The organism is Streptomyces sp. BB1-1-1 (assembly GCF_031597775.1).
GTDB classification, from domain to species: domain Bacteria; phylum Actinomycetota; class Actinomycetes; order Streptomycetales; family Streptomycetaceae; genus Streptomyces; species Streptomyces thinghirensis.
In genome coordinates, this window is sequence record NZ_CP134203.1 from 1098032 (window position 1) to 1120053 (window position 22022).

The window sequence follows — 22022 nt, forward strand, 5'->3', positions numbered from 1 at the left end:
CGCTTCCGGATGGCTTTCCGCAGCAGGAGACGCCAGACGTGTACCGGGGCGGCAATGACTTGAGTGAGTGACTCGGCCCCGGGTCATCGAGCCGTCGAGAGCAGGCATGAAATGTACCGGCAAATGGGGCATGGACTGCGCTCGTCCTTGCGCAACAACGGGCAGGCGTACGGATTCTCCGTATCCATTACCGCGGCCGCAGCGGTGCTGAATGCGGAGGCCAGTCAGTCTGGCTCCGTTCACCTGCTGCTCTTCGCCATGGGAGCCGCGGCCGCTTTCAGCCTGCTCGAAGCCGTCGCGACGGGAGGTTTCCGCAAGCCGCTGGAACGGGAACCCAGCAGCGTCACCGCGCTCGGAGTCTCATTCAGCATCGTCTCCGTAGCCACGGTGGTTGGCCTCGCCTGGGTCACAGCCCGCTTCGTCGGGGGCGTGGGGGCCTGGCCCCTGACCGGTTTCCTGGTCTCCGTGCTGTACCCCATCGGTGCTGGGATGGAGCTCGCCGTTGCCCAACGGGTCCGTGAGGCAGAGGACGACGTCACGAGAGAGGAGATCAACAGAGACGAACAGGAGCGCGACGACTAGGCCGCAGACTGAACACTGACCGGGATGGATACGACCGGCTGGCGCAGTGCGGCGGTGCCCGGTCGCATGAGAGGGCGCGCCCCCTGGCACCCAGGAGGCGACACCGGGACGATACGAACGGAGAGGTCGTTGAAGTCTCGTCGGACGGTGGCCCTGTGCGCGGCGGTAGCTGTGCTTGCCGCGGGCTGCGCCGCGGCCGACGCGGTGCCGGACTCGACCCCGCAAGTGGCTGTCCGGCCATCCCCACACTCCGATCATCGTCAGGTGTACGGCGATGAACACGAGGAAGGCCAACAGTCCCAGGGCGTGCAGGCTGCGGGCCGCCTGCCGACCGCCGAACAGCCGTACGTACCAAGGGAAGCGGGCTTCGATCGCCGGGGACTGGGCTGCGCCGGTGAGGATCTGGAAGGGGGCGAGCAGGAAGATCACGGCCGCGTAAGCGACTTTCTGCAGGGCGTCCAAGGGCTGGCCCGGCAGCAGGGGCGGCAGGTTGAAGCTGAGGTAGGTCAGCAGGTCGTTCCAGGCAGTGGGAAACAGGGACCAGTCCTGGGGGATGTAGCGGCGCCACTGACCGGTCGCGAACAGCAGCACGTAGGAGACGGCACCGGTCAGGACCCAGCCGATGACACTGATGAAGTGCCAGTGCCTTCCCATCCCCAGCTTCTTGTGGCCGGGCAGGGACACGAGGGAGGAGTAAGCCTCCTCCTAGTCGAGCGTGTCGCAGCAATCCAGCTCCTCAGTTGGAAGATGCTCCAGCATCCGGACCATCTTCCCCAGCTCCTCGCCGACCGACGTCACCGCTCACCCGCGAGGTGGAGATCGCCCTTGTCCGTCTCGGCCCCGCCCTCAGCGATTCGGGGATGGTGCCACGGGTGCGCGATCGGACCGGACACCGCCCGCCACCACGGTTCCCCGGGCAACTGCCCCGTCGGCTCGAACGGCTCGCCGGGGCGGGGGAAAGCCACCGCCTGCCCTGCCTCGCCAGCGGCATCCCTCGTCCACTCCCCCGGCTCCGCCCACGCGTGCGGTGCGAGGTTGAAGGTGCCCCAGTGGATCGGCAGCAGGGCGCCGTGCGGCCGGCCTCCCTGGAGGTCGAGGTGGGCGCGTACGCCCTCCTCGGGGGTCATGTGGATGTCCGGCCAGAACTCGGCGTACGCCCCGAGCTGGATCATCGTGGCGTCGAACGGGCCGTGTGCGGCGCCGATGTCCCGGAAGCCGTCGAAGTAGCCGGTGTCGCCGCTGTGGTAGACGCGGTGCTCCTCCCCGGCGACGACCCAGGACGCCCAGAGAGTGTGCTGGGTGTTGCGCAGGCCCCGTCCGCAGAAGTGCCGGGCCGGAGTGGCGGTCAGGGTGAGGCCGCCGACGCGCGTCGACTCGTGCCAGTCCAGCTCGCGCAGCCGGCCGGCGGAGACGCCCCAGTGTTCGAGGTGGGCGCCGACGCCGAGCGGCACCGCGAACAGGGTGTCCGTGCCGGCCAGCGCCTTGATCGTGGGCATGTCCAGGTGGTCGTAGTGGTCGTGGGAGATGACGACGACGTCGACCGGGCCGAGGGCCGCCAAGGGCACCGGGACCGGGTGCAGCCGCTTCGGGCCGGCGAAGGGGAACGGGGAGCAGCGCTCGCCCCAGACCGGGTCGAAGAGCACGCGCTGCCCGTCGATCTCGGCGAGCACGCTGGAGTGCCCCATCCAGGTCAGCCGCAGTCCGGTGGCGGGCGGCCGGGCGAGGTCGGCGAGCGTGGTGGCGTGCACGGGCACGGTGCCCAGGGGCGCGCGACGGAGCCGGGCCTGCCGGTCGAAGTAGATCTTGGCGAATTCCGCGGCCGACCCGGAGGGCCGGGTCCGGGCGCCGCCTCCGGGGTTCTGGAAGACGCCGTCACGGAAGTGCGGCGATCTGCGGATGCGCGCCATGCGCTCACCGCTGGGGTCCGCACCGAAGGCCGCGGGCCGCGGCACGCGGAACCCCGAGTTCGGGGAACGGAAACCGGCCACGGTGCCTCCAGGTGGAGTAGGTCAGGATCTCATTGTCGTCTCGTCCGACGTCACTCGAACGCCCGATGTCACATCCGAGTTCCCTTCACCCGTCGTACCGGTGAGGGCGCCCCCGCCGGAGCGCCCGGGAACCAACGGCACGACTCACGGACAGGAAGGTGGCCCTCATGGCCCGCGTATCCCTCACCCCGCCCCGGACGCTCCTCCTCCGCGTCATGGAGTGGTACTCCCGGCGCACCTACGGCAAGGTCCTCGACCCCGGCAAGGCGCTCGCCCACAACCCGCGCGTGCTCTGGGGCGACCTGCGTTTCGAGCAGTCCGTGGCCAAGTGGAACAGGCTGGACTCCGACCTGAAGGCGCTCGCGGTGATGGCCTCGGCGGCCTCGATCGGCTGCTCCTGGTGCATGGACTTCGGGTACTGGGAGAACGCCGAGCGCGGCATGGACCGGCGCAAGCTCCACGACGTTCCGGTGTGGCGGGAGAGCGACGCGTACACGCCGCTGGAGCGGGACGTCATGGAGTACGCCGAGGCGGTGACGGCGACGCCGCCCACCGTCGGCGACGACCTCGCCGAGCGGTTGCGGGCCCGGCTGGGCGAGCCGGCGTTCGTGGAGCTGACGGCCATGGTCGCCGTCGAGAACCTGCGCTCCCGCATCAACGCGGCGCTCGACCTCACCAGCCAGGGTTTCAGGGACTCCTGCGATCTGCCCGGCACTGGGCGCACCGGTCCGGCCACCGCGACGACGGACTGAGTGACCGGGCCTGAAGCGGCCGTCGCCGCATGTCCGGGCGCGTGTATAGGGTGACGGGCGTGGTGAGAGTCCGGTTGGGTGTCGCGGAGCGGCGCGAGGAGTTGCTGCGCGCGGCGATCGAGCAGATATCGGCGCGGGGTGTGGCGGCGTTGCGGATCGCCGACGTGGCCGCCGCGCTCGGTGTCAGCAACGCGCTGGTGCTCTACCACTTCTCCACCAAGGAGAAGCTCGTCGCCGCCGCGTTCACGTACGCCGCCGAGGATGATCTCTCCCGTCTGCGCAAGCTGCTCGGCCGCCGTACGTCGGCCCTGCGCCGGCTGCGGGCCGCCGTGCGCTGGTACGCCCCGACCGGGCAGGCCAAGGGGTGGCGGCTGTGGATCGAGGGCTGGGCGGTGGCGTTGCGCGAGCCCGCGCTGCGGGAGGTCACGCGGGAACTGGACCGTCAGTGGAAGGCGGCGATCGCCGAGGTCATCGCCGAGGGCGTGGCCGCCGGGGAGTTCACGTGCCCGGAGCCCGACGGCGCGGCCCTGCGTCTGACCGCTCTGCTCGACGGGCTCGCCGTCCAGCTGACGTCCTACCCGGGTGCGGTGTCCCGGGCCAAGGCCCAGGAGTGGACGGACGAGGCGCTGGCCCGCGAACTCGGCCTGAAGCGCGAGGCCTTGACGACACCACGCCGCTAGCCACGGCCGCGAGCGGGGACCGGCGGCACCTCACCGCGGACGGACACCCCCGCCCCGGCGTCCGGGGCGCGACGAACCGACCCCTCGACCACCGTCCCGCCAGTGGCCGGACCCGCCCCCCACATCCGAGGCACGACGGACCGGCCACCCGGCCACACCGTTCCACCGGCGGCCGGGCCCGCCCCCCGCATCCGCGGCACGACCGACCGGTCCCTCGATGACCATCCCACCGGTGGCCAGATCCGCCCCCACATTCGCAGCACGACCGACCGGCCCCTCGGCCACCGTTCCACCGGCGGCCGGGTCCGCCCCCCCACTCCTCGCCACCCGGCGGCGAGCCGGACTCCGGCCGACCGCCCGCACTCCGGCCACCCACCCGCCGGCGTCCGCCCACCCGGCCCACGGCCACCCCACCCGCGCAAACCGGCAAAGCGACCCCGCGGCCGTCCGCCGCGCGCCCCGCACCCCGCACCGCCGTCAGGCCACCGCCGCGATCCGCACCTTGATGTCGTCCGGCGACAGCGCCCCCTTCGCGGTCACGTGGTCGCCCGACGACTCGCCTCGCAGCCGGCGTCCGATCCACGGCACCAGGTACTCGCGTGCCCAGTGCACGTCGTCGCGCCTGACGTGCAGGGTGCCGCGGGGCGGCAGCGGCGGCCAGGGCTGGTCCGGGTCGGCGGGGACGCGCAGGCCGAGGGCCTGGCCCGCGCGCAGCGCCACGCGGGTGTGGCCCTCCGGCGACAGGTGCAGCCGGTCGGCGTCCCACGCCCTGCGGTCCTGGACGCTCCGGAGCGACCACAGGTCGAGCACGGGGCAGCCGTAGCGGTCGGCGACGGCACGGACGTGCCCGTTGTAGGTCGCGATCTTGCCGCGCAGATGCTTGAGGACGGGCACCCCACGGGTGTCGAAGCCGGTCGTCACCAGGACGGTGCCGGCCGCCGCGGCCAGCGCGGCCACCGCGCGTTCGAACCGCTCGGCCACCTCGTCCGGATCGGTGCCGGGCCGGATGATGTCGTTGCCGCCCGCCGCGAACGAGACCAGGTCCGGCGCGAGTTCGGCGACCCTCGGGACCTGCTCCGCCACGATCTGGTCGAGCAGCCTGCCGCGCACGGCGAGGTTCGTGTACCTGAAGTCGCCCTCGGGGCGCCGGTCCGCGAGCAGTACGGCCAACCGGTCCGCCCAGCCGACGAACGACCCGTCGGGGCCCGGGTCGCCGACGCCCTCGGTGAAGCTGTCCCCCACCGCCACGTACGACCCGATCACTTCTCTGCTGTCACTCTTCGAATCGTCTGCCACGTCGGCCCATGATTCACCTTGGAATGTGACCTACGCGACCGTAGGAAAGGGTTGACGGGCGGTGAGAAAAACCACGCCTAAAGTGTTCGTCAATTCCGGAATACACCGAAGGCCGGACCCGGGGATCGGGGTCCGGCCTTCAGCGGCGCGGAGGCCGCGCCCAAGCGGTCGTCAGAGAGAGACGCCGTGCGAGCGCAGGTAGGCGATCGGGTCCACGTCCGAGCCGTAGTCCGGCGTGGTGCGGATCTCGAAGTGCAGGTGCGGACCGGTCACGTTGCCGGTGGCACCCGAGAGACCGACCTGCTGACCCGCCGTCACGGACTGACCGGCGGAGACGGAGAGCGAGGACAGGTGGGCGTACTGGGCGTAGTGGCCGTCGGCGAGCTGGATGACGACCTGGTTGCCGTACGCGCCGCCCCAGCCGGCGGAGACGACGGTGCCCGCGCCGACGGCCTTGAGCGAGGTGCCGGTCGGGACGACGAAGTCCGTGCCGGTGTGGTAACCGCTGGACCACATGCTGCCGGTCTGGTGGTACGGGGTGCCGACGCTGCCGCCGGGCACGGGGGAGGTGAAGCCGCTGGTGGTGCCGGCGGACTGGGCGCTCGTGTCGGACGAGTCCGAGGACGAGGTCTTCGCGGCGTCCGACGACTTCTCGGCCGACTCGGACTTCTCGGAGGACGACTTCTTCGGCGCGGCGGGCTTCTCGGCCGGCTTCTCCGACTCGGCGGAGGAGGGGGCCGAGGACTTGGCGGCCTGCTCGCCGACCGAGAGCTTCAGGCCGGGGTGGATCAGCGACGGGTCCGAGCCGACGACGTCACGGTTGTCCGCGTACAGCTTCTTCCAGCCGCCGTCGACGTCCTGCTCGTCGGCGATCTTCGAGAGGTAGTCACCGCTCTTCACGGTGTACGTCCGCGAGTCCGAGTTCTTCTCGGCGCTGCTGCCGGCGGCCTTCTTCGCGGTCGTCGGTATGGACTGCACGGCCTGTTCGGAGACGGACTGCGCGGGAGCGGCGTGGGCGCCGGCGGCACCCAGCAGCGGCAGCGCGAGCGCGGCGCCACCGGTTCCGGCGACGGCGATGGTGCGGGTCAGGCGCATGGCCCTGGTACGGCGGTGCTTACCCTTCGCGGGCATGGCGATTTCCTCTCCGGCGCCTACGAGGTGAGCTGTCGGGTGCGAGCTGGAGATGCCCGGCCGCGTCGAGACGCGGCTTAACCCCAAGCCGTTCCGGGAACCGGAACAGGCAGTTGTACCTGTGGGTCCCCCGCTCCTGCCGTGTACGGGTGGTGGATGAGTGCGGGCTCCGGTCGGCGGCAGGATTAGGCGTCCGTCCGGATCGGTGGTGAACGTAAGGGACCAAGACGCGCGGGGACAAGCGAGGGGTTCCATTGACAGGTGTTCCGATTGATCCTTTACGGGAATTACCGGTCACCCTCCGTCGATTCGCGCAGTGCCCTTTCGCGTAAACAGCCTTGAAAACCGGCCGAATTACGTGAACATGACGAGCAACGCACGGTCACGGATATGACGCTGCTCACGCGCCGCCTCTCCAGCCCCTTTCATTCCAGGGCCAGTTGGAATGAAGGTGCTAATTCGGACAGAAGGTTTAGATGCGGCGCAGTCGGGCGGCCGTGCCGCCGAGGCCACCGGACCGTGCCGTATCTTCGAGTGGTGCCCGTCGGCGAGCAGCGCCGGCGGGGCGGAGTGGGAGGAGCCCCCGTGACGCAGCAGGTCCCGTCGACCGAACCCGAGCTGGCCGGTGTGCGTAACTTCCGTGACGTGGGCGGGCTGCCGACCGTGGACGGGCGGCGGGTGCGACACGGCGTGCTGTTCCGCAGCGGCCACCTGGCGCACGCCACCGGGGAGGACGCCGCGTTCCTGGCCTCGCTGGGCCTGCACACCATCTTCGACTTCCGCAACGCGGCCGACCAGAAGCTCGAGGGCCCGGACGTCGAGCTGCCCGGCGTACGCAATGTGAACCTGCCGCTGAGCGATCCGGCCGATGGTGCCGAGTTCTGGAAGATGGTCCGCGACGGCGACCTCGACCAGCTGCACGAGATCCTGGCGGACGACAAGGCCGCCAACCGGATGATCGAGTCCTACCGCATGATCATCAAGGAGCGCACGGCGGAGCACTCCCGGGTGCTGCACGCGCTCGCCGAGGACAGCGTCCCCGCCCTGATGCACTGCGCGGCCGGCAAGGACCGCGCGGGCCTGTCGATCGCGATCACCCTGCTCGCCCTGGGCGTCGAGAGCGACGCCATCGTCGACGACTACCTGAAGTCGAACGCCACGCACCGCCGCTACAAGGTGCGCCGCAGCAGCTCCGCCGCCTCCGCCTACTCCCCCGAGGTCATGGAGCTGCTCAGCCCCCTCTTCGACGCGCGCGCCGAGTATCTGGCGGCGGCCTTCGAGACGGTCGAGGAGACCTGGGGCGGGGTCGACGCCTACCTGGAGAAGGGCCTGCGGATCACGCCGGAGACCCGGGAGCGGCTGCGCGAGCGGATGCTGGACTGAGCCACCCGCTCACCGGCTGTTGGCGCCCACCTCGAAGAGCAGGTAGATGAAGGCCGCGAAGACGTGGCCCACGACGAGGTAGATGAAGAGCCGCACCCACAGGGCGCGCGGGAACTTCTCCTGCAGGTTCATGGCGTCTCTCCGAGGGTGGGGTGGGCCGACGTGGTGGCCGGTCCCAGGCACAGCGCCGTCGCCGGGCTCTGCAGCAGGGTGTGGACGAAGAGGAGGTCGACCCCGTCGGCGTCCTGAGCGGCGATCCGGTGCGGGGTCAGCGAGTCGAAGTGCGCGCTGTCACCCGGACCGAGCCGGTGCACGGTGTCCCCGAGGCGCAGACGCAGCCGGCCGCGCAGGACGTGCAGCCACTCCTCCCCGGGGTGCACCCGCACGATGTCACCCTGTGAGCCGTGCGGCACATGGACCCGCAGGGCCTGCATCCCGCGCCCGGCCCCGCCGGCCTGCCAGTACGTCCAGCCGCCCGCGAACGTCGGCTCCATGGCGTCGGCACGCACGACGGCGTCCCGGTCCGCGGCCGTCTCGCCGAGCAGCTCCGAGACGGTCGTACCGTAGACACGGGCGAGGGAGAGCAGCATCGGCAGCGAGGGCTGGCGTTGCCCGGTCTCCAGGCGGGAGAGGTGGGCGGGCGACAGCCCGGCGGCCCGGGCCGCCGCCTCCAGGGTGAGGGCGGCCCTGCGCCGCAGGGCGCGCAGCTGCGGTGCCACGACGGACACCGCGTCCGCCGGCGCGTCCGGCGACGGCGGACCGGTCTCATGGGAGGTCATGCCTCCATTCAGCCCGAAACTTGCCCGGCAGGCAATTTCCTTGCCTCAGAGGCAAAAGAGGCGAACGAGCCGGCGAGAGGCAGTCCTCAGAGGCGAAGACGGTCGCGGGTGGACGCGCTAACGATTGCCCACCGCCTGCCTGACCAGGGTCTTTCCGAAGTCCCACATGAGGCCGCCGCCGTTGTGGGCGTCGTCCATCACCTCGGTGAACGCATCGACGAACCGGTCGGCGTCCGCCGCGTCGATGATCAGTGGCGGGATCAACTTGATCACCTCCAGGTGGTCGCCGGACACCTGCGTCAGGATCCGGTGCCGTTGCAGCAGCGGCACCACGACCATCTGCGCGAACAGACCCTTGCGCGCGGCCTGCAGCATCGTCCAGCGACTGCGCAGCTTCAGGGACCTGGGCCGGCCGAACTCGATGCCGATCATCAGCCCCCGCCCCCGGACGTCGGCGAGCAGCTCGTAGCGGTCCACCAGTTCCGTCAGCCGGGACTTCAGCCGCTCCCCCACCGCGGCCGCGTTCGCCACGATCTCCTCGTCCTCCATCACCGACAGCACCGCGAGCCCGGCCGCCATGGCCTGCGCGTTGGACCCGAAGCTCGCCGAGTGGACCTGCACCCGGTCCATCGAGGAGAACACCTTCTGGAAGATCCAGTCCTTGCCCAGCGTGGCCCCCACCGGCACGTATCCGCCGGACAGCGCCTTGGCCACGCACACCAGGTCGGGCTCGACGCCGTCCTCGTGCTGGAAGGCGTAGAACCTGCCCGTCCGGCCGAGGCCCGTCTGCACCTCGTCGGCGATCAGCAGCGCCTTGTGCCGGTGCAGCAGCTCCTGCGCGGCGCGCAGATAGCCGGGCGGGGCCTCGTGCACGCCCTTGCCCTGGACCGGCTCCACGATCAGCGCGGCCACGTCGCCGTGCTTGAGCTCCCGCGCCAGGGCGTCCAGGTCGCCGAGCGGGACGGCGGTGTCGGGGAGCAGCGGGGCGAAGCCGTCGCGGAAGCCGTCCTCGCCGTTGACGGACAGCGAGCCGGTGGTCAGCCCGTGGAAGGCGTGCGAGCAGTACAGGACCCTCGGCCTGCCGGTCGCGTACCGGGCGAACTTCAGCGCGGTCTCGACCGCCTCCGTGCCGCTGTTGCCGAAGAAGACCCGGTCCAGGTGCGGGCTGTAGGAGAGCAGCTTCTCGGCCAGCAGTCCGGGCAGCGGCGGGCAGTCGAAGCGGGTGAGGTCGGCCAGCGAGGCGTCGAGGACGTCGTGCAGCGCCTTGCGTACGACAGGGTGGTGGCGCCCCAGGCCCATCACCGCGAACCCGGCGAGCATGTCCAGGTAGTCGTTGCCGTCCGCGTCCCAGAAGTGCGCGCCCTCGGCCCGCTCGTAGACCTTGTCGAAGCCGATGGTGTGCAGCATGCGCGGCAGCTGGTGGTTGAGGTGCTTGGCGTGCAGCTCGTACCGCTCGGCTCCGCGCTCGGCCAAGAGCGCGGCGAGATCGAACTCCTTGGTCATTCAGTTCTCTCCTTGGACTGGCGTGACGGTCCGTACGTCCCCGGCCTGATCTCCGGCCTCTTCCCCGGCCTGTGCATCGACGGCCTCTGCACCGACGGCCTGTGCACCGACGGCCGGTGCGCCTACGGCCAGGCTCGCGCTGATCCGCCCGGCGATCTCGACCGGCGTGAGACCGATGTCGGCGAGCACCTCGGCGCGCTTGGCGTGCGCGAGGAACTGCTCGGGGATGCCGAACCGGCGCACGGGTACGTCGACGTCGGCGTCGCCCAGCGCCAGCGCCACCGCCGAACCGACCCCGGCGGCACGGCTGTTGTCCTCCACGACGGCCACCAGACGGTGCCGGGCGGCCAGGGGCGCGAGCGCCGGGTCGACGGGTTTGACCCAGCGCGGGTCGACGACGGTGCACCGGACGCCGCGGGCTTCGAGCAGCTCGGCGGCGCGGAGGCAGACGGGCGCCATCACGCCGACGGCCACGAGCAGCACCTCGGGCCGGTCGGCCGCGTGCAGGACGTCCATGTCGCCGACCCGGTCGACGGCGGGTACGGCCGGTCCGACGGACTCCTTGGGGAAGCGCACCAGCGTCGGCGCGTCGTCGACGGCGACCGCCTCGCGCAGCTGGGCACGCAGCTGGTCGGCGTCGCGCGGGGCGGCGATGCGCAGGCCCGGGACGACCTGGAGGACGGACATGTCCCACATGCCGTTGTGCGAGGGCCCGTCGGCACCGGTGACGCCGGCCCGGTCGAGGACGAAGGTGACCCCGCAGCGGTGCAGGGCCACGTCCATGAGCAGTTGGTCGAAGGCGCGGTTGAGGAAGGTGGCGTAGACGGCGACGACCGGATGGAGGCCGCCGGTGGCGAGCCCGGCCGCGGACACGGCGGCGTGCTGCTCGGCGATGCCGACGTCCCAGACCCGGTCGGGGAAGCGTTCGGCGAAGGCGGCGAGGCCGACCGGGTGCAGCATGGCCGCGGTGATCGCCACGACGTCGTCGCGTTCCTCGCCGATCCGGACGATCTCCTCGCCGAACACGGAGGTCCAGGACGGCCCGTTCGAGGGGCTGAGCGGCGCGCAGGTGAGCGGGTCCATCACACCGACGGTGTGGAAGTGGTCCTCCTCGTCGCGCAGGGCGGGTTCGTAGCCACGGCCCTTCTCCGTGAGGCAGTGCACCAGCACCGGCCCGTGGAAGCGTTTCGCGCGCCGCAGCGCCGACTCGACGGCCCCGATGTCGTGCCCGTCGATCGGGCCGACGTACTTCAGCCCCAGGTCCTCGAAGAGCCCCTGCGGGGCGAAGGCGTCCTTGAAGCCCTTCTTGGCGCCGTGCAGGGCCTCGTAGACGGTGTTGCCGACCACGGGGGTGCGCTGGAGGACGTCCTTGCCCCAGGCCAGCACCCGCTCGTAGCCGTCGGTCGTCCGGAGCGTCGCGAGGTGGTTGGCGAGGCCGCCGATGGTCGGGGCGTACGAGCGTTCGTTGTCGTTGACGACGATGATCAGCGGCCGGTCCCTGGCCGCCGCGATGTTGTTCAGGGCCTCCCAGGCCATGCCTCCGGTGAGCGCGCCGTCGCCGATGACGGCGACGACGTGTCCGCGCTCCCCCTGCACCTGGCGGGCCTTGGCGAGGCCGTCGGCCCAGCCGAGGACGGTGGAGGCGTGGCTGTTCTCGATGACGTCGTGCTCGGACTCCTCGCGCGAGGGGTAGCCGGACAGTCCGCCCTTGCCGCGCAGCTTGGAGAAGTCCTGACGCCCGGTCAGGAGCTTGTGTACGTAACTCTGGTGGCCGGTGTCCCACAGGATGCGGTCGGCCGGTGACTCGAAGACCCGGTGCAGGGCGACGGTGAGTTCCACCACGCCCAGGTTGGGTCCGAGGTGTCCGCCGGTGCGGGCGACCGCGTGCACCAGGAAGTCCCGTATCTCGTCGGACAGTTCGCCGAGTTCCGCCTCGGACAGCGCCTTCAGGTCGCGTGGTCCCCGGATGCTCTCCAGAATCGTCACGCTCGGGCCCCCTTCGGTCCGTGCTGTTCAGCTCACGGTGACGGCCGGCTCCCCCGACGCGCCGTCCTTCTCCATCTGCTCGGCGATCCGCGTCGCCTCGTCGATCAGCGTCTCCACGATCTTGGACTCGGGAACGGTCCTGACGACCTCGCCCTTGACGAAGATCTGCCCCTTGCCGTTGCCGGAGGCGACACCGAGGTCGGCCTCCCGGGCCTCGCCGGGGCCGTTGACGACGCAGCCCATGACGGCGACGCGCAACGGCACCTCCATGCCCTCCAGACCGGCCGTGACCTCCTCGGCCAGCTTGTAGACGTCCACCTGGGCACGCCCGCAGGACGGGCACGACACGATCTCCAGCCGGCGCTGCCTGAGCCCCAGGGACTCCAGGATCTGGATGCCGACCTTGATCTCCTCGACCGGCGGGGCCGACAGGGAGACACGGATGGTGTCGCCGATGCCCTGGGAAAGCAGGGCGCCGAAGGCGACGGCCGACTTGATGGTGCCCTGGAAGGCGGGACCGGCCTCCGTGACACCGAGGTGCAGCGGGTAGTCGCACTGGGCGGCGAGCTGCCGGTACGCCTCGACCATCACGACCGGGTCGTTGTGCTTGACGGAGATCTTGATGTCCCGGAAGTCGTGCTCCTCGAAGAGCGACGCCTCCCACAGGGCGGACTCCGCGAGCGCCTCCGGGGTCGCCTTGCCGTACTTCTGAAGCAGGCGCCGGTCCAGCGAGCCGGCGTTGACGCCGATGCGGATCGGCGTGCCGTGATCACGGGCCGCCTTGGCGATCTCCTTGACCTTGTCGTCGAACTGCTTGATGTTGCCGGGATTCACACGGACCGCCGCGCAGCCCGCCTCGATCGCGGCGAAGACGTACTTGGGCTGGAAGTGGATGTCGGCGATCACCGGGATCTGCGACTTCTTCGCGATCACGGCAAGGGCGTCGGCGTCGTCCTGCGTGGGGCAGGCCACCCGCACGATCTGGCAGCCGGACGCCGTCAGCTCGGCGATCTGCTGGAGCGTCGCGCCGATGTCCGACGTCCGGGTGGTGGTCATGGACTGCACCGACACCGGGGCCCCGCCCCCCACCGGGACCGGCCCGACCTGGATCCGTCGCGACACGCGTCGCTCGGCGATCGGCCGGACCGGTACCTCGGGGACGCCCAGGGGGATGGCGTTCACGACGTCAGTCCCGGTTCGAGGAGACGGTCTCGCGCATGGCACGCAGGGACTCCTTGAGGGAGCCCATGGTGGCCAGGACGGCGGTGGGCTCGTAGCCGCAGTGCGCCATGCAGTTGGCGCAGCGCGGGTCCTTGCCGCGGCCGTACTTGTCCCAGTCGGTGTCCTCGATCAGCTCCCGGTACGTCGGGACGTACCCGTCGCTCATCAGGTAGCAGGGGCGCTGCCAGCCGAAGAGGGAGTAGTTCGGGATCGCCCACGCGGTGCACGGGAAGTCGACCTTGCCCTCCAGGAAGTCGAGGAACAGCGGGGAGTGGTTGAGCCGCCAGCGGGCCCGGTTGCCGCCCGAGAAGGCCTTCTTGAACAGCTCGCGGGTCTGCTCCACGCCCAGGAAGTGCTCCTGGTCGGGCGCCTTCTCGTAGGCGTAGGCGGGCGAGATCATCATCTCGTCGACCTTGAGGTCGTCGTTGAGGAAGTTGAGGACCTCGACGATGGTCTGCGGGGTGTCGGTGTTGAAGAAGGTCGAGTTGGTGGTCACCCGGAAGCCGCGTCGCTTGGCCTCCTTGATGGCCTCCACGGCCTCGTCGAACACTCCCTCCTTCGCCACGGACTCGTCGTGCCGCTCCCGCAGCCCGTCGATGTGCACCGCGAAGGCGAAGTACGGCGAGGGCTTGAACTTGTCCATCTTCTTGCGCATGAGCAGCGCGTTGGTGCACAGGAAGACGTACTTCCGCTTGGCCACCAACTGACGGACGATCTCGTCGATCTGAGGGTGCATCAGGGGCTCGCCGCCGGCGATGGAGACCATCGGCGCTCCCGATTCGAGCACCGCCCCCACGGCCTGCGCGACCGGCATGCGCTGCTTCAGCACTCCGGCCGGGTGCTGGATCTTTCCGCATCCCTCGCACTTGAGGTTGCAGGCGAAGAGCGGCTCCAACTCCACGATGAGCGGGAACTTGTCCCGTCGGCGGATCTTCTGTTCGGCCAGGTATGTAGCGACCTTGATGGACTGGCGCAGCGGCATGGCCATCTGGGCTCACCTCCGGGGGAGCAGCAACGAACGGTGCCATTCGAAGAATGCGGGAAGAACGGATCGAAGGACGCGGAAAGCCGATATTCCACCGCGCACCGTGCCGATCCGGACGAGTTCGTGTTCTGGAGCGTCCACGACCACTCGGACGGCCGCAACCGGGCGCGCGCCCGCCCGGACGGCGCTCAGGAGCGTGGCCGCGGACTCCATGTCGACGGCGATCGCGCCGGTCGCGAGCAGGTCGGCGCGTTCGGGACCCCGGACGACGTGGTCCGAGCCGGTCAGCGGCCCGGTGTGGACGGTGCGTCCGGGCACGGCACGCGCCAGTTCCTTGACCAGCCGGTCCGTCCCGACGCCGGCGACGGTGCCGCGCGGGTCCCGGGTCTCCTCGGCGACGACCAGGTCGCCGGGGTGCATGCCGGGGGCGAGGCCCGCGCAGAAGCCGGTGGCCAGCACGGCGGCGCCGTCGAGCGCCGGGTCGGCCAGGACCCGGGCGACCGAGCGCTCGGCCGCCTTCGGGCCCATGCCCGTACGCAGGACGGTGACCGGCCCGCCGGCGCCGCCGCGGTCGCCGGTGCGCAGGGCGAGGTGCTCGATGCCGAGCGCGCAGGCGATCAGCAGCGGGGACGGGCCGGACTGTCGGTTCATCAGCTGCCCTTCACCTCGGCCGCGGACGTCTCGGTCGAGGGCTGCTCGGCGGGGGCGGTGACCGCCGCCGCGCGCGGCTTCTTCGAGAAGGGTTCGCCGTGCACGTACCTGCCCAGCGCGGTGAGCGGGAAGACCTGCCGGTAGAGGTGGTAGTTGATGGAGAAGTCCCAGGGGAAGCCGGTCCCGGTGAAGTAGGGCTCGTCCCAGGAACCGTCCTCCCGCTGGGTGGCGGCCAGCCACTCGATACCGCGTTCGACGGCCTTGGACTCCCGCTCCCCCGCCGCCAGCAGGGCCATCAGTGCCCAGGCCGTCTGCGAGGCGGTCGAGGCGCCCCGGCCGCTCCACTCCCTGACGTACCGGTAGGAGCGGAGGTCCTCGCCCCAGCCGCCGTCGTCGTTCTGGACGGACTCCAGCCAGGTCACCGCGCGGCGGACGGCCGGGTGCGAGGCGGGGAGTCCGGCGGCGGTCAGGGCGGGAACGACGGAGCCGGTGCCGTAGACGTAGTTGACGCCCCAGCGGCCGAACCACGAGCCGTCCGCCTCCTGTTCGTCCAGTAGCCACTGGATGCCGCGCCGGGTGCGCGGGTCGTGGGCGAGGCCCTCGACGGCGAGCATCTCGACGACGTGCGCGGTGACGTCGGCGGACGGGGGGTCGATGACCTCGCCGAAGTCGCAGAAGGGCAGCCGGTTGGGGAAGGAGCTGGTGTTGTCGACGTCGAACGCGCCCCAGGCGCCGTTCTTCGACTGCATGCCGAGGTTCCAGCGCACGCCGCGGCCGATCGCCTTCTCCACCCGCTCCGGGTCGTGGTGGCTGACCCGGCGCAGGGCGAGGACCACCTCGGCGGTGTCGTCGATGTCGGGGTAGTTGTCGTTGTGGAACTCGAACGCCCAGCCGCCGGGCGGGAGTCCGGGCCGCTTCACCGACCAGTCGCCGGGGCGCACGATCTGCTCGCCGAGCATCCAGTCCGCGGCCTTCACCAGCTGCGGGTGGTCGGCGGGCACGCCCGCGTCGGCCAGCGCGATGGTGGCCAGGCAGGTGTCCCACACCGGGGACTGGCAGGCCTCGATCATCCGGGCGCCGTCCTCGCGCCACACGGCGAAGCGGTCCAGCGACTCCAGGCCCGCGCGCATCACGGGGTGTTCGAGGTCGTAGCCGAGGAGGTAGAGCGCGATGACCGAGTAGACGGCCGGTGGCTGGATGCCGCCCCAGCAGCCGTCGTTCTCCTGACGCTCGATGATCCAGCGGGCGGCGGTGTTCATCGCGGCCCGGCGCAGCCGGCGCGGGGCGACCTTGCGGTAGGCGTGCAGTGCCTTGTCGAGGCGTTGGAAGAGGCCGTCCCAGCTCGCCGCCGGTGCGGGGGGCCGTGGAGGGTTGGGGAGGGCCGGGTCGGTGTGCAGCTCGTCGAGCGGGAAGGGCGCGGGACGTACCGGCCGCTTCGCGGAGACGATGGTGAGGGGCACGATGGTCTGCCGGGCCCAGCAGCCGAAGTCGTAGATGTTGAGCGGCACCCAGGTGGGGAAGTAGATGAGTTCCGGCGGGAGTTCGGGCAGGTCGTCCCATTTCCACCAGCCGAACAGGGCGAGCCAGATCCGGGTGAAGACGCGGGCGGAGGCGATGCCGCCGCGAGAGCGGATCCACTCCGACGCCCTGGCCATGTGCGGCGCGTCGGGCGAGTCGCCGGCCAGGCGGAGGGCGACGTAGGCCTCGATGGTGGCGGACAGGTCGCCGGGGCCGCCGTAGAAGGTGGCCCAGGTGCCGTCCTCGCGCTGCTCGCCGCGGATGAAGAGGGCGGCGGCGTGTGCGGTCCCGTCGTCCAGGATGCCCAGGAACTGGCGAAGGAGCAGGTCCTCGGCGTCCATCGTGACGTTCGTCTCGAGGTCGCCCTTCCACCAGCCCTGGGCGTCCTGCCGGGAGAGCAGGAAGTCCGTGGCGCGCCGGGTGGCGCGTGCGGCGGCTTCTGGTACCCCGGCCGCCGTCGCGGGGATCGTGATGTCGGTTTCGCTGGCCGCGGCTGCGAGGGGCTTCAGGGTGGCCCCGGTGCTTCCGTCGGTCGTCGCTGTCATGGCTTCCCCTTCGTGCAGTAACAAGTGGTGCTTCTGCTGTGGGTCCGCCGTCGGCCGGTGCTCGTCTACCCGCGACACCGGCCGGCGACTACGCGAGGGCTATTCGACCGATAGTGATCATCTCTTTCGTACGACGACGAAGTCCGCGAGCGCCGTGAACCGGTCCCGCACCCGGTCGGGCATGTCGACGGCGTCGAGGGCTTCGATGGCGATGGTGTGCTGACGGCGTGCCTCGTCGGCGGTCCATTCCCGGCCGCCCGCCTCCTCGATGAGGGCGGCGCGGGCCGCGAACTCCTCCTCGGAGAAGTTCGCGAAGTCGCTGGTCTTGGCGTCGGCGGCGAGGATCTCGCCGAGCCGCTCGGAGGCGGGGCCGCCCGCCGCGAGAGCGGCCACGACGGGGAGGGACTTCTTGCGCTGGCGCAGGTCGCTCCAGGTCTGCTTGCCGGTGGCGTCCGGGTCGCCCCAGATGCCGAGGAGGTCGTCGACGGCCTGGAAGGCGAGGCCCAGGTGGTAGCCGTACTTCTCCAGCGTGTCGGCGGTGTGCTCGTCGGCACCGCCGAGCACCGCTCCGATGGAGCTGGCGGAGGCGAGCAGGGCGCCGGTCTTGTTGCCCTCCATCTCCAGGCACTCCTCGACGCTGACGCGGTCGCGGTGCTCGTAGGAGATGTCCTGGGCCTGACCGTCGATCAGGGCGCGGGTGGCGCTGGTGAGGCGGCGGGTGGCGCGGCCGGCCTCGACGGTGCCCAGTTCCAGGAGCACCTCGTTGGCCAGCGCGAACAGCGCGTCGCCGACGAGGATGGCCTGGGCGGGGCCGTGCACCTTCCAGACCGTGTCGCGGTGGCGGCGCTGCTCGTCGCCGTCCATCAGGTCGTCGTGCAGGAGGGAGAAGTTGTGCACCAGCTCCACGGCCACCGCTCCGGGCACGCCGACCTCGGGCGCGGCACCGGTGACCTCGGCGGAGAGCACCGCGAGCGCGGGGCGGACGGCCTTGCCGCCGTCGCCGTCCGCGGGGTTGCCCTGGGCGTCGATCCAGCCGAAGTGGTAGGCGGCGACGGTGTCCATGGGCGGTGCCAGACGGTCTACGGCCGCCCGCAGGACCGGCGTGGACAGGGTCCGGCCGCGCTCCAGGAGCGCGGTCACGTCCACCGTGGTCCTCGGAGCGGCTTTCGGGGCCGGGGGCACAGTGGGCACAGTCTTTCCTCCAGTTGCGGTACCGGGAGTGCGGGAGTCGGTCCCACGCGGATCGGCTTTCACGCCGCCTCCTCGAAGAAATCGGGAAGGAGGCCGCGGGACCGGCCCAGGGCGCCGAGCGCGGCGCCCGCCGCCCCGACACCACTGCGAACCGCACTCTCCATGGTCGCGGGCCACCCTGTGGCGGTCCACGCTCCGGCCAGGTAGAGGCCGGGTGCCTTGGTACGGGCGCCGGGCCGGAGCCGTCCGACGCCGGGGGCGGGAGCGAAGGTCGCGGTGCGCTCCCTGGTCACGAAGAAGTCCTTGACCTCGGCACCCCGGGTGCGCGGCAGCAGCCGCTCCAGCTCGGGCAGGTACCGCTCGCGCAACGCGGCCACGGGCTCGTCGATCTCGTTCTGCGCGGTCGACTGCGACAGCGCCAGGTACTGACCCTCCTTCAGCCCGGAGGCCTGGGTACGGTCGAACACCCACTGGACCGGGGTGCCGAGAGCCGTGAGGAACGGCGTGGCGAGCACCTTGCGGTCGTAGATCACGTGGATGTTGAGGATCGGCGCGGTGCCGATCTCCAGAAGATTGCCGGGGACGTCGAGGGCACCGGCGGGCAGCAGGTCGTGCGCCTCGCGCTGCGGCACGGCGAGGACGACCGCGTCCGCCTCGAGCGTCTCGTCGGGAACCTGAACGCTCCAGCCGCCGTTCTCGTTCATACAGACGGAGGTGACGCGTGTACGGACCTCGGTACGGACGCCCGCGGAGTCGAGCGCCTTGCGGGCCAGCCGGTCGTGCAGTTCGCCCAGCGGGACGCGGGCCCAGCCGATGTCGGCCGCGCCCGGGTCGGACAGCAGACCGGTCTTGAACACCATCGCGGCGAGCCCCAGGGAGGCGTCGCCCGCGACCGCGTTGAGGGTGGCGACGCCGACCAGGTCCCACAGGGCCTCGACGGCACGCGCCGACTGACCGTGCCTGGTCAGCCAGGCGCCGAAGTCCTCGGTGTCCAGGGCCGGGTCGGCAAGGTCGAGCCCTTTGAGCGCGAGCGCGGCACGCCCGACACTCGCGCGCTCGGCGAGCGAGAGATGCGGATAGGTGGCGAGGCTCCGCCCCAGGTGCAGGGGTACGGGCAGCGCGTCGCGCCGCAGTCTGCCGAGCCGCCGTCCCTCCGGCCTGGCCAGGTCGAGGACGGGCACGTCGAGACGGTCCTGCACGGGAGCGAGCGCCGTCCCCCCGACACGGTCGAGGAACCAGCGGTAGGCGGTGCAGCAGCGCAGGTACACGTGCTGGCCGTTGTCGACGGTGAGGTCGCCGCGCTGGAAGGAGAAGGCGAGCCCGCCCAGCCGCGGCCGCCCTTCGAGCAGGGTGACGCGCACTCCGGCGTCGGCGAGCGCGAGCGCGGCGGTGACTCCGGCGAGCCCGCCACCGACCACGACGGCGTGTCCGCCGGGGCGGAGGGCTGAGACGTCCGCGAGCTGCCCGCCGTCACGCGTGCCGTTGCCGTGCGTCATGGTGCGCCCTTCCCTGTCCGGTCGCCGCGGTGCTTGAACGGCGTACGGCAGACCGTCTCAGTCAGGGACGCCGACCGCCACCGGAGGGTTGCCCGCCGTTCCTCGCCGGAGGCATCGCCCGGGCCCGGCGTGTCGAGTGTGCCGGATGTGTCCATCAGGCGCGCCTCCTGACGGCCCGCCGGGTGACGTGCCGGGCGTCGAGACCGGACAGGCCGCGCACGGCGACGTACGCCTTCTCGCGTCCGGGGAGCGAAACCCGGCCGCGCAGCACGGCCTCCGGATCGCGCTCGATGCGGTCCAGGAGGCGGCGGTAGATGCCGGCCATGGCGGCCACGCAGGCGCCGCTGCGCCGGTCGAGCATGGGCAGCAGCCGGTAGCCCTCGGCGAAGAGGGCACGGGCCCGACGCACTTCGAAGTGCACGAGGCCCGCGAAGTCCGAGCCCTCGGGTGGCGTCGGTCCGCTGAATCCGGCCGAACAGCCGAACTTGGCCAGGTCGTCGGCGGGCAGGTAGGTCCGCCCGCCCTCGGCGTCCTCACGGACGTCCCGCAGGATGTTGGTGAGCTGAAGCGCGAGCCCGAGCGTGTCGGCGTACTCGGGCGCGCGCTCGGCGCCGCGCGCCCCCGGTTCGGTACCGAACACGCCGAGTGAGAGGCGTCCGATGGCGCCCGCCACGCAGCGGCAGTAGACCTTCAGGTCGTCCCAGGTCTCGTAGGTCTCGCCCCGCAGGTCCATCTGGACGCCGTCGATCAGCTCGTCGAGGCCGCCGAGCGGGATCGGGAAGGCACGCGCGGCGTGGGCGAGGGCGACGGCGACCGGGTCGGTGTCGTCCTCGTCGACGGCGCCCTCGTGGATGCGGGCGAGCACGGCCCGGGTCTCCTCGAGCCTGGCGACCTTGACGTCGTCCGCCAGCACCCCGTCGCCGATGTCGTCGACGCGGCGCGAGAACGCGTACAGCGCCGACATCGCCCGGCGCTTGGGCGTCGGCAGCAGCCGGATGCCGTAGGCGAAGTTGCGGGCCTGCTGTCCGGTGACGGCCTCGCAGTAGCTGTAAGCGGCGAGCACCGGTGCCGACGCGTGCACTGACGACTCCACGGTCCCGATCACCCCTCTCCTCGCAGGGTCACGCCCACCTCGCGCAGCAACTGGACCTTGCCGGGCTTGGGCGGGCCGGGAAGTACGTCGTGATCGGCGGCGGCGATCGCCCGGAGGGCCGCCCTTCCTCCCGCCACGAACCCCGCGAGCAGCAGGCGCAGCCTGCCGTGGACGCTACCCACCAGAGGGGCGCCCTCATGCAGCAGATCGCGGGCGCGCCCGGCCTCGTACGCGACCAGGGCGCGTACCGACGCGCCGGCGGTGGGTGCGGCGAGGTCCGTCTCCTGGACGTGGAAGCGCTTCATGTCCTCGGCGGGGAGGTAGACGCGGTCGCGGCCCAGGTCCTCGGCGACGTCCTGGAGGTGCTCGACGATCTGCAGGGCGGTGCAGATCGCGTCGGAGCGGCGGATCCGGTCGGGCGTCGAGGTGCCGGTGACGGCGAGGACGAGCCGGCCGACCGGGTTGGCGGACAGCTCGCAGTAGGCGAGGAGGTCGTCGTAGGTCTCGTACCGCCCGACCAGCTGGTCCTGGCGGTTGGCGGCGATCAGGCCGAGGAAGGGACCGGGGGTCAGCGAGCGACGGCGCACGGTCGGCTGGAGGCGGCGCAGCAAGGGGTGGCGGGGGGTGCCGTCGAAGACCCTGCGCAGGTCGTCCTCGAAGGCGTCCAGCATCAGCAGCCGGTCCTCGGCGCGGTCGGCGGGGACGCCGAGGAGGCGGGCGTCGGCGCCGCCGGGGGCCAGGTCGCCGTCACCGATGTCGTCGACGAGGCGGGCGAAGCCGTACACGGCCATGAGGTCGGTGCGCCAGTCGCGCGGCAGGAAGAAGGGGGCCACGGGGAAGTTCTCGTCCGCGGCCTTGGCGAGGGTGCCGCGCTCCGGGTCGACGGCGTGCGCCGTTTCGCTCACCGTCATCGCGGACTGCCCTGGGCGGCGACGGCGCACGCTTCGCGGAGGTGGGGAGTTTCCGTAGCCATTGCCGTCACATCTCCCGTTCTACACTGCCGACCCAACGCACACTATTTCGGACACGCCGCCCGACCGCCCGTGCGGCAGACCCGCTCGAGGGTGTCGGGCATTATCGCCCCATGTGCCGCGTTTCGGGACCGGTACAGCTTACGTTGTACAACTCGCGGAGGTTCGCCGGGGCCCTCCGCGCATCACAAGAACACACCGATCGGGTTCAAGATTCCTGAGAACGCCAGGAGTTGACGTTTCCTTTGCCGACGCGGGGCCACGCGGGACA

20 protein-coding genes and 1 riboswitch are annotated in these 22022 nt (G+C 71.3%); of the genes, 3 read left to right on the forward strand and 17 right to left on the reverse strand.

Features of this window, described 5'->3' with window-relative positions; genetic code table 11:
- Positions 1-360: 360 nt before the first annotated feature.
- Together RI578_RS05030 and RI578_RS05035 are read right to left on the reverse strand one after the other, a co-directional pair.
- Positions 361-1266 (reverse strand): cytochrome b/b6 domain-containing protein, encoded by a 906-nt coding sequence (locus RI578_RS05030; RefSeq protein ID WP_310869926.1) that lies wholly within the window; start codon positions 1264-1266, stop codon positions 361-363.
- Between the two features lie 110 nt (positions 1267-1376).
- Positions 1377-2570: an MBL fold metallo-hydrolase gene (locus RI578_RS05035; RefSeq protein WP_310869927.1), complete on the reverse strand. Its 1194-nt coding sequence runs from the start codon at positions 2568-2570 to the stop codon at positions 1377-1379.
- 167 nt (positions 2571-2737) lie between these two features.
- On the opposite strand from RI578_RS05035, the gene RI578_RS05040 reads away from it, so the two are divergent.
- Both RI578_RS05040 and RI578_RS05045 read left to right on the forward strand, forming a co-directional pair.
- Entirely contained in the window at positions 2738-3322 is a 585-nt protein-coding gene (locus tag RI578_RS05040; protein ID WP_310869928.1) for a carboxymuconolactone decarboxylase family protein, read from the forward strand.
- Positions 3323-3381: 59 nt separating this feature from the next.
- Positions 3382-4002 carry a TetR/AcrR family transcriptional regulator gene (locus RI578_RS05045; protein WP_310869929.1) on the forward strand — a complete coding sequence of 207 codons (621 nt, stop codon included), beginning with the start codon at positions 3382-3384 and terminating at the stop codon, positions 4000-4002.
- A 477-nt stretch (positions 4003-4479) separates the two neighbouring features.
- Here RI578_RS05045 and RI578_RS05050 read toward each other — a convergent pair whose 3' ends face one another.
- The gene (locus tag RI578_RS05050; RefSeq protein ID WP_310875669.1) at positions 4480-5265 is read right to left on the reverse strand and encodes an SGNH/GDSL hydrolase family protein; all 786 of its coding nucleotides are present in this window, start codon (positions 5263-5265) and stop codon (positions 4480-4482) included.
- Positions 5266-5469: 204 nt separating this feature from the next.
- A complete protein-coding gene (locus RI578_RS05055) occupies positions 5470-6429 on the reverse strand; it encodes a LysM peptidoglycan-binding domain-containing M23 family metallopeptidase (protein WP_310869930.1) in 960 nt (319 codons plus the stop codon).
- Positions 6430-6431: 2 nt separating this feature from the next.
- Positions 6432-6591: riboswitch (cyclic di-AMP (ydaO/yuaA leader) on the reverse strand.
- Between the two features lie 423 nt (positions 6592-7014).
- Between RI578_RS05055 and RI578_RS05060 the strand changes: the two genes are divergently transcribed.
- Positions 7015-7812 (forward strand): tyrosine-protein phosphatase, encoded by a 798-nt coding sequence (locus RI578_RS05060; protein WP_310869931.1) that lies wholly within the window; start codon positions 7015-7017, stop codon positions 7810-7812.
- Positions 7813-7821: 9 nt separating this feature from the next.
- Here RI578_RS05060 and RI578_RS05065 read toward each other — a convergent pair whose 3' ends face one another.
- The 13 genes from RI578_RS05065 to hpnC form a co-directional block, all read right to left on the reverse strand.
- Complete coding sequence (locus RI578_RS05065) at positions 7822-7944, reverse strand: DUF6126 family protein (RefSeq protein WP_121750227.1); 123 nt, start codon at positions 7942-7944, stop codon at positions 7822-7824.
- Complete coding sequence (locus RI578_RS05070; protein WP_310869932.1) at positions 7941-8591, reverse strand: XRE family transcriptional regulator; 651 nt, start codon at positions 8589-8591, stop codon at positions 7941-7943. Before RI578_RS05070 ends, RI578_RS05065 begins: the two co-directional genes overlap by 4 nt.
- Positions 8592-8708: 117 nt before the next feature.
- Positions 8709-10094: an aspartate aminotransferase family protein gene (locus tag RI578_RS05075; RefSeq protein WP_310869933.1), complete on the reverse strand. Its 1386-nt coding sequence runs from the start codon at positions 10092-10094 to the stop codon at positions 8709-8711.
- Complete coding sequence (dxs, locus tag RI578_RS05080) at positions 10095-12080, reverse strand: 1-deoxy-D-xylulose-5-phosphate synthase (RefSeq protein ID WP_310869934.1); 1986 nt, start codon at positions 12078-12080, stop codon at positions 10095-10097.
- A 27-nt stretch (positions 12081-12107) separates the two neighbouring features.
- A complete protein-coding gene (ispG, locus tag RI578_RS05085; protein ID WP_310869935.1) occupies positions 12108-13262 on the reverse strand; it encodes a flavodoxin-dependent (E)-4-hydroxy-3-methylbut-2-enyl-diphosphate synthase in 1155 nt (384 codons plus the stop codon).
- Positions 13263-13266: 4 nt separating this feature from the next.
- Complete coding sequence (gene hpnH / locus RI578_RS05090; protein WP_310869936.1) at positions 13267-14289, reverse strand: adenosyl-hopene transferase HpnH; 1023 nt, start codon at positions 14287-14289, stop codon at positions 13267-13269.
- Between the two features lie 6 nt (positions 14290-14295).
- Positions 14296-14937 (reverse strand): 1-hydroxy-2-methyl-2-butenyl 4-diphosphate reductase, encoded by a 642-nt coding sequence (locus RI578_RS05095; protein ID WP_310869937.1) that lies wholly within the window; start codon positions 14935-14937, stop codon positions 14296-14298.
- Positions 14937-17000, reverse strand: coding sequence for a squalene--hopene cyclase (gene shc, locus RI578_RS05100; protein WP_310869938.1), 2064 nt, complete (start codon positions 16998-17000; stop codon positions 14937-14939). Before shc ends, RI578_RS05095 begins: the two co-directional genes overlap by 1 nt.
- Before the next feature lie 117 nt (positions 17001-17117).
- The gene (locus tag RI578_RS05105; protein WP_310875670.1) at positions 17118-18182 is read right to left on the reverse strand and encodes a polyprenyl synthetase family protein; all 1065 of its coding nucleotides are present in this window, start codon (positions 18180-18182) and stop codon (positions 17118-17120) included.
- Positions 18183-18250: 68 nt separating this feature from the next.
- Positions 18251-19687: a hydroxysqualene dehydroxylase HpnE gene (gene hpnE / locus RI578_RS05110; RefSeq protein WP_310869939.1), complete on the reverse strand. Its 1437-nt coding sequence runs from the start codon at positions 19685-19687 to the stop codon at positions 18251-18253.
- On the reverse strand, positions 19684-19842 hold the full coding sequence (locus RI578_RS05115) for a DUF6380 family protein (protein ID WP_310869940.1): 159 nt from the start codon (positions 19840-19842) through the stop codon (positions 19684-19686). Before RI578_RS05115 ends, hpnE begins: the two co-directional genes overlap by 4 nt.
- The gene (gene hpnD, locus RI578_RS05120; RefSeq protein WP_310869941.1) at positions 19842-20792 is read right to left on the reverse strand and encodes a presqualene diphosphate synthase HpnD; all 951 of its coding nucleotides are present in this window, start codon (positions 20790-20792) and stop codon (positions 19842-19844) included. The genes RI578_RS05115 and hpnD overlap by 1 nt, the downstream gene beginning before the upstream one ends.
- Positions 20789-21691 (reverse strand): squalene synthase HpnC, encoded by a 903-nt coding sequence (hpnC, locus tag RI578_RS05125; RefSeq protein WP_310869942.1) that lies wholly within the window; start codon positions 21689-21691, stop codon positions 20789-20791. The genes hpnD and hpnC overlap by 4 nt, the downstream gene beginning before the upstream one ends.
- Between the last annotated feature and the right edge of the window lie 331 nt (positions 21692-22022).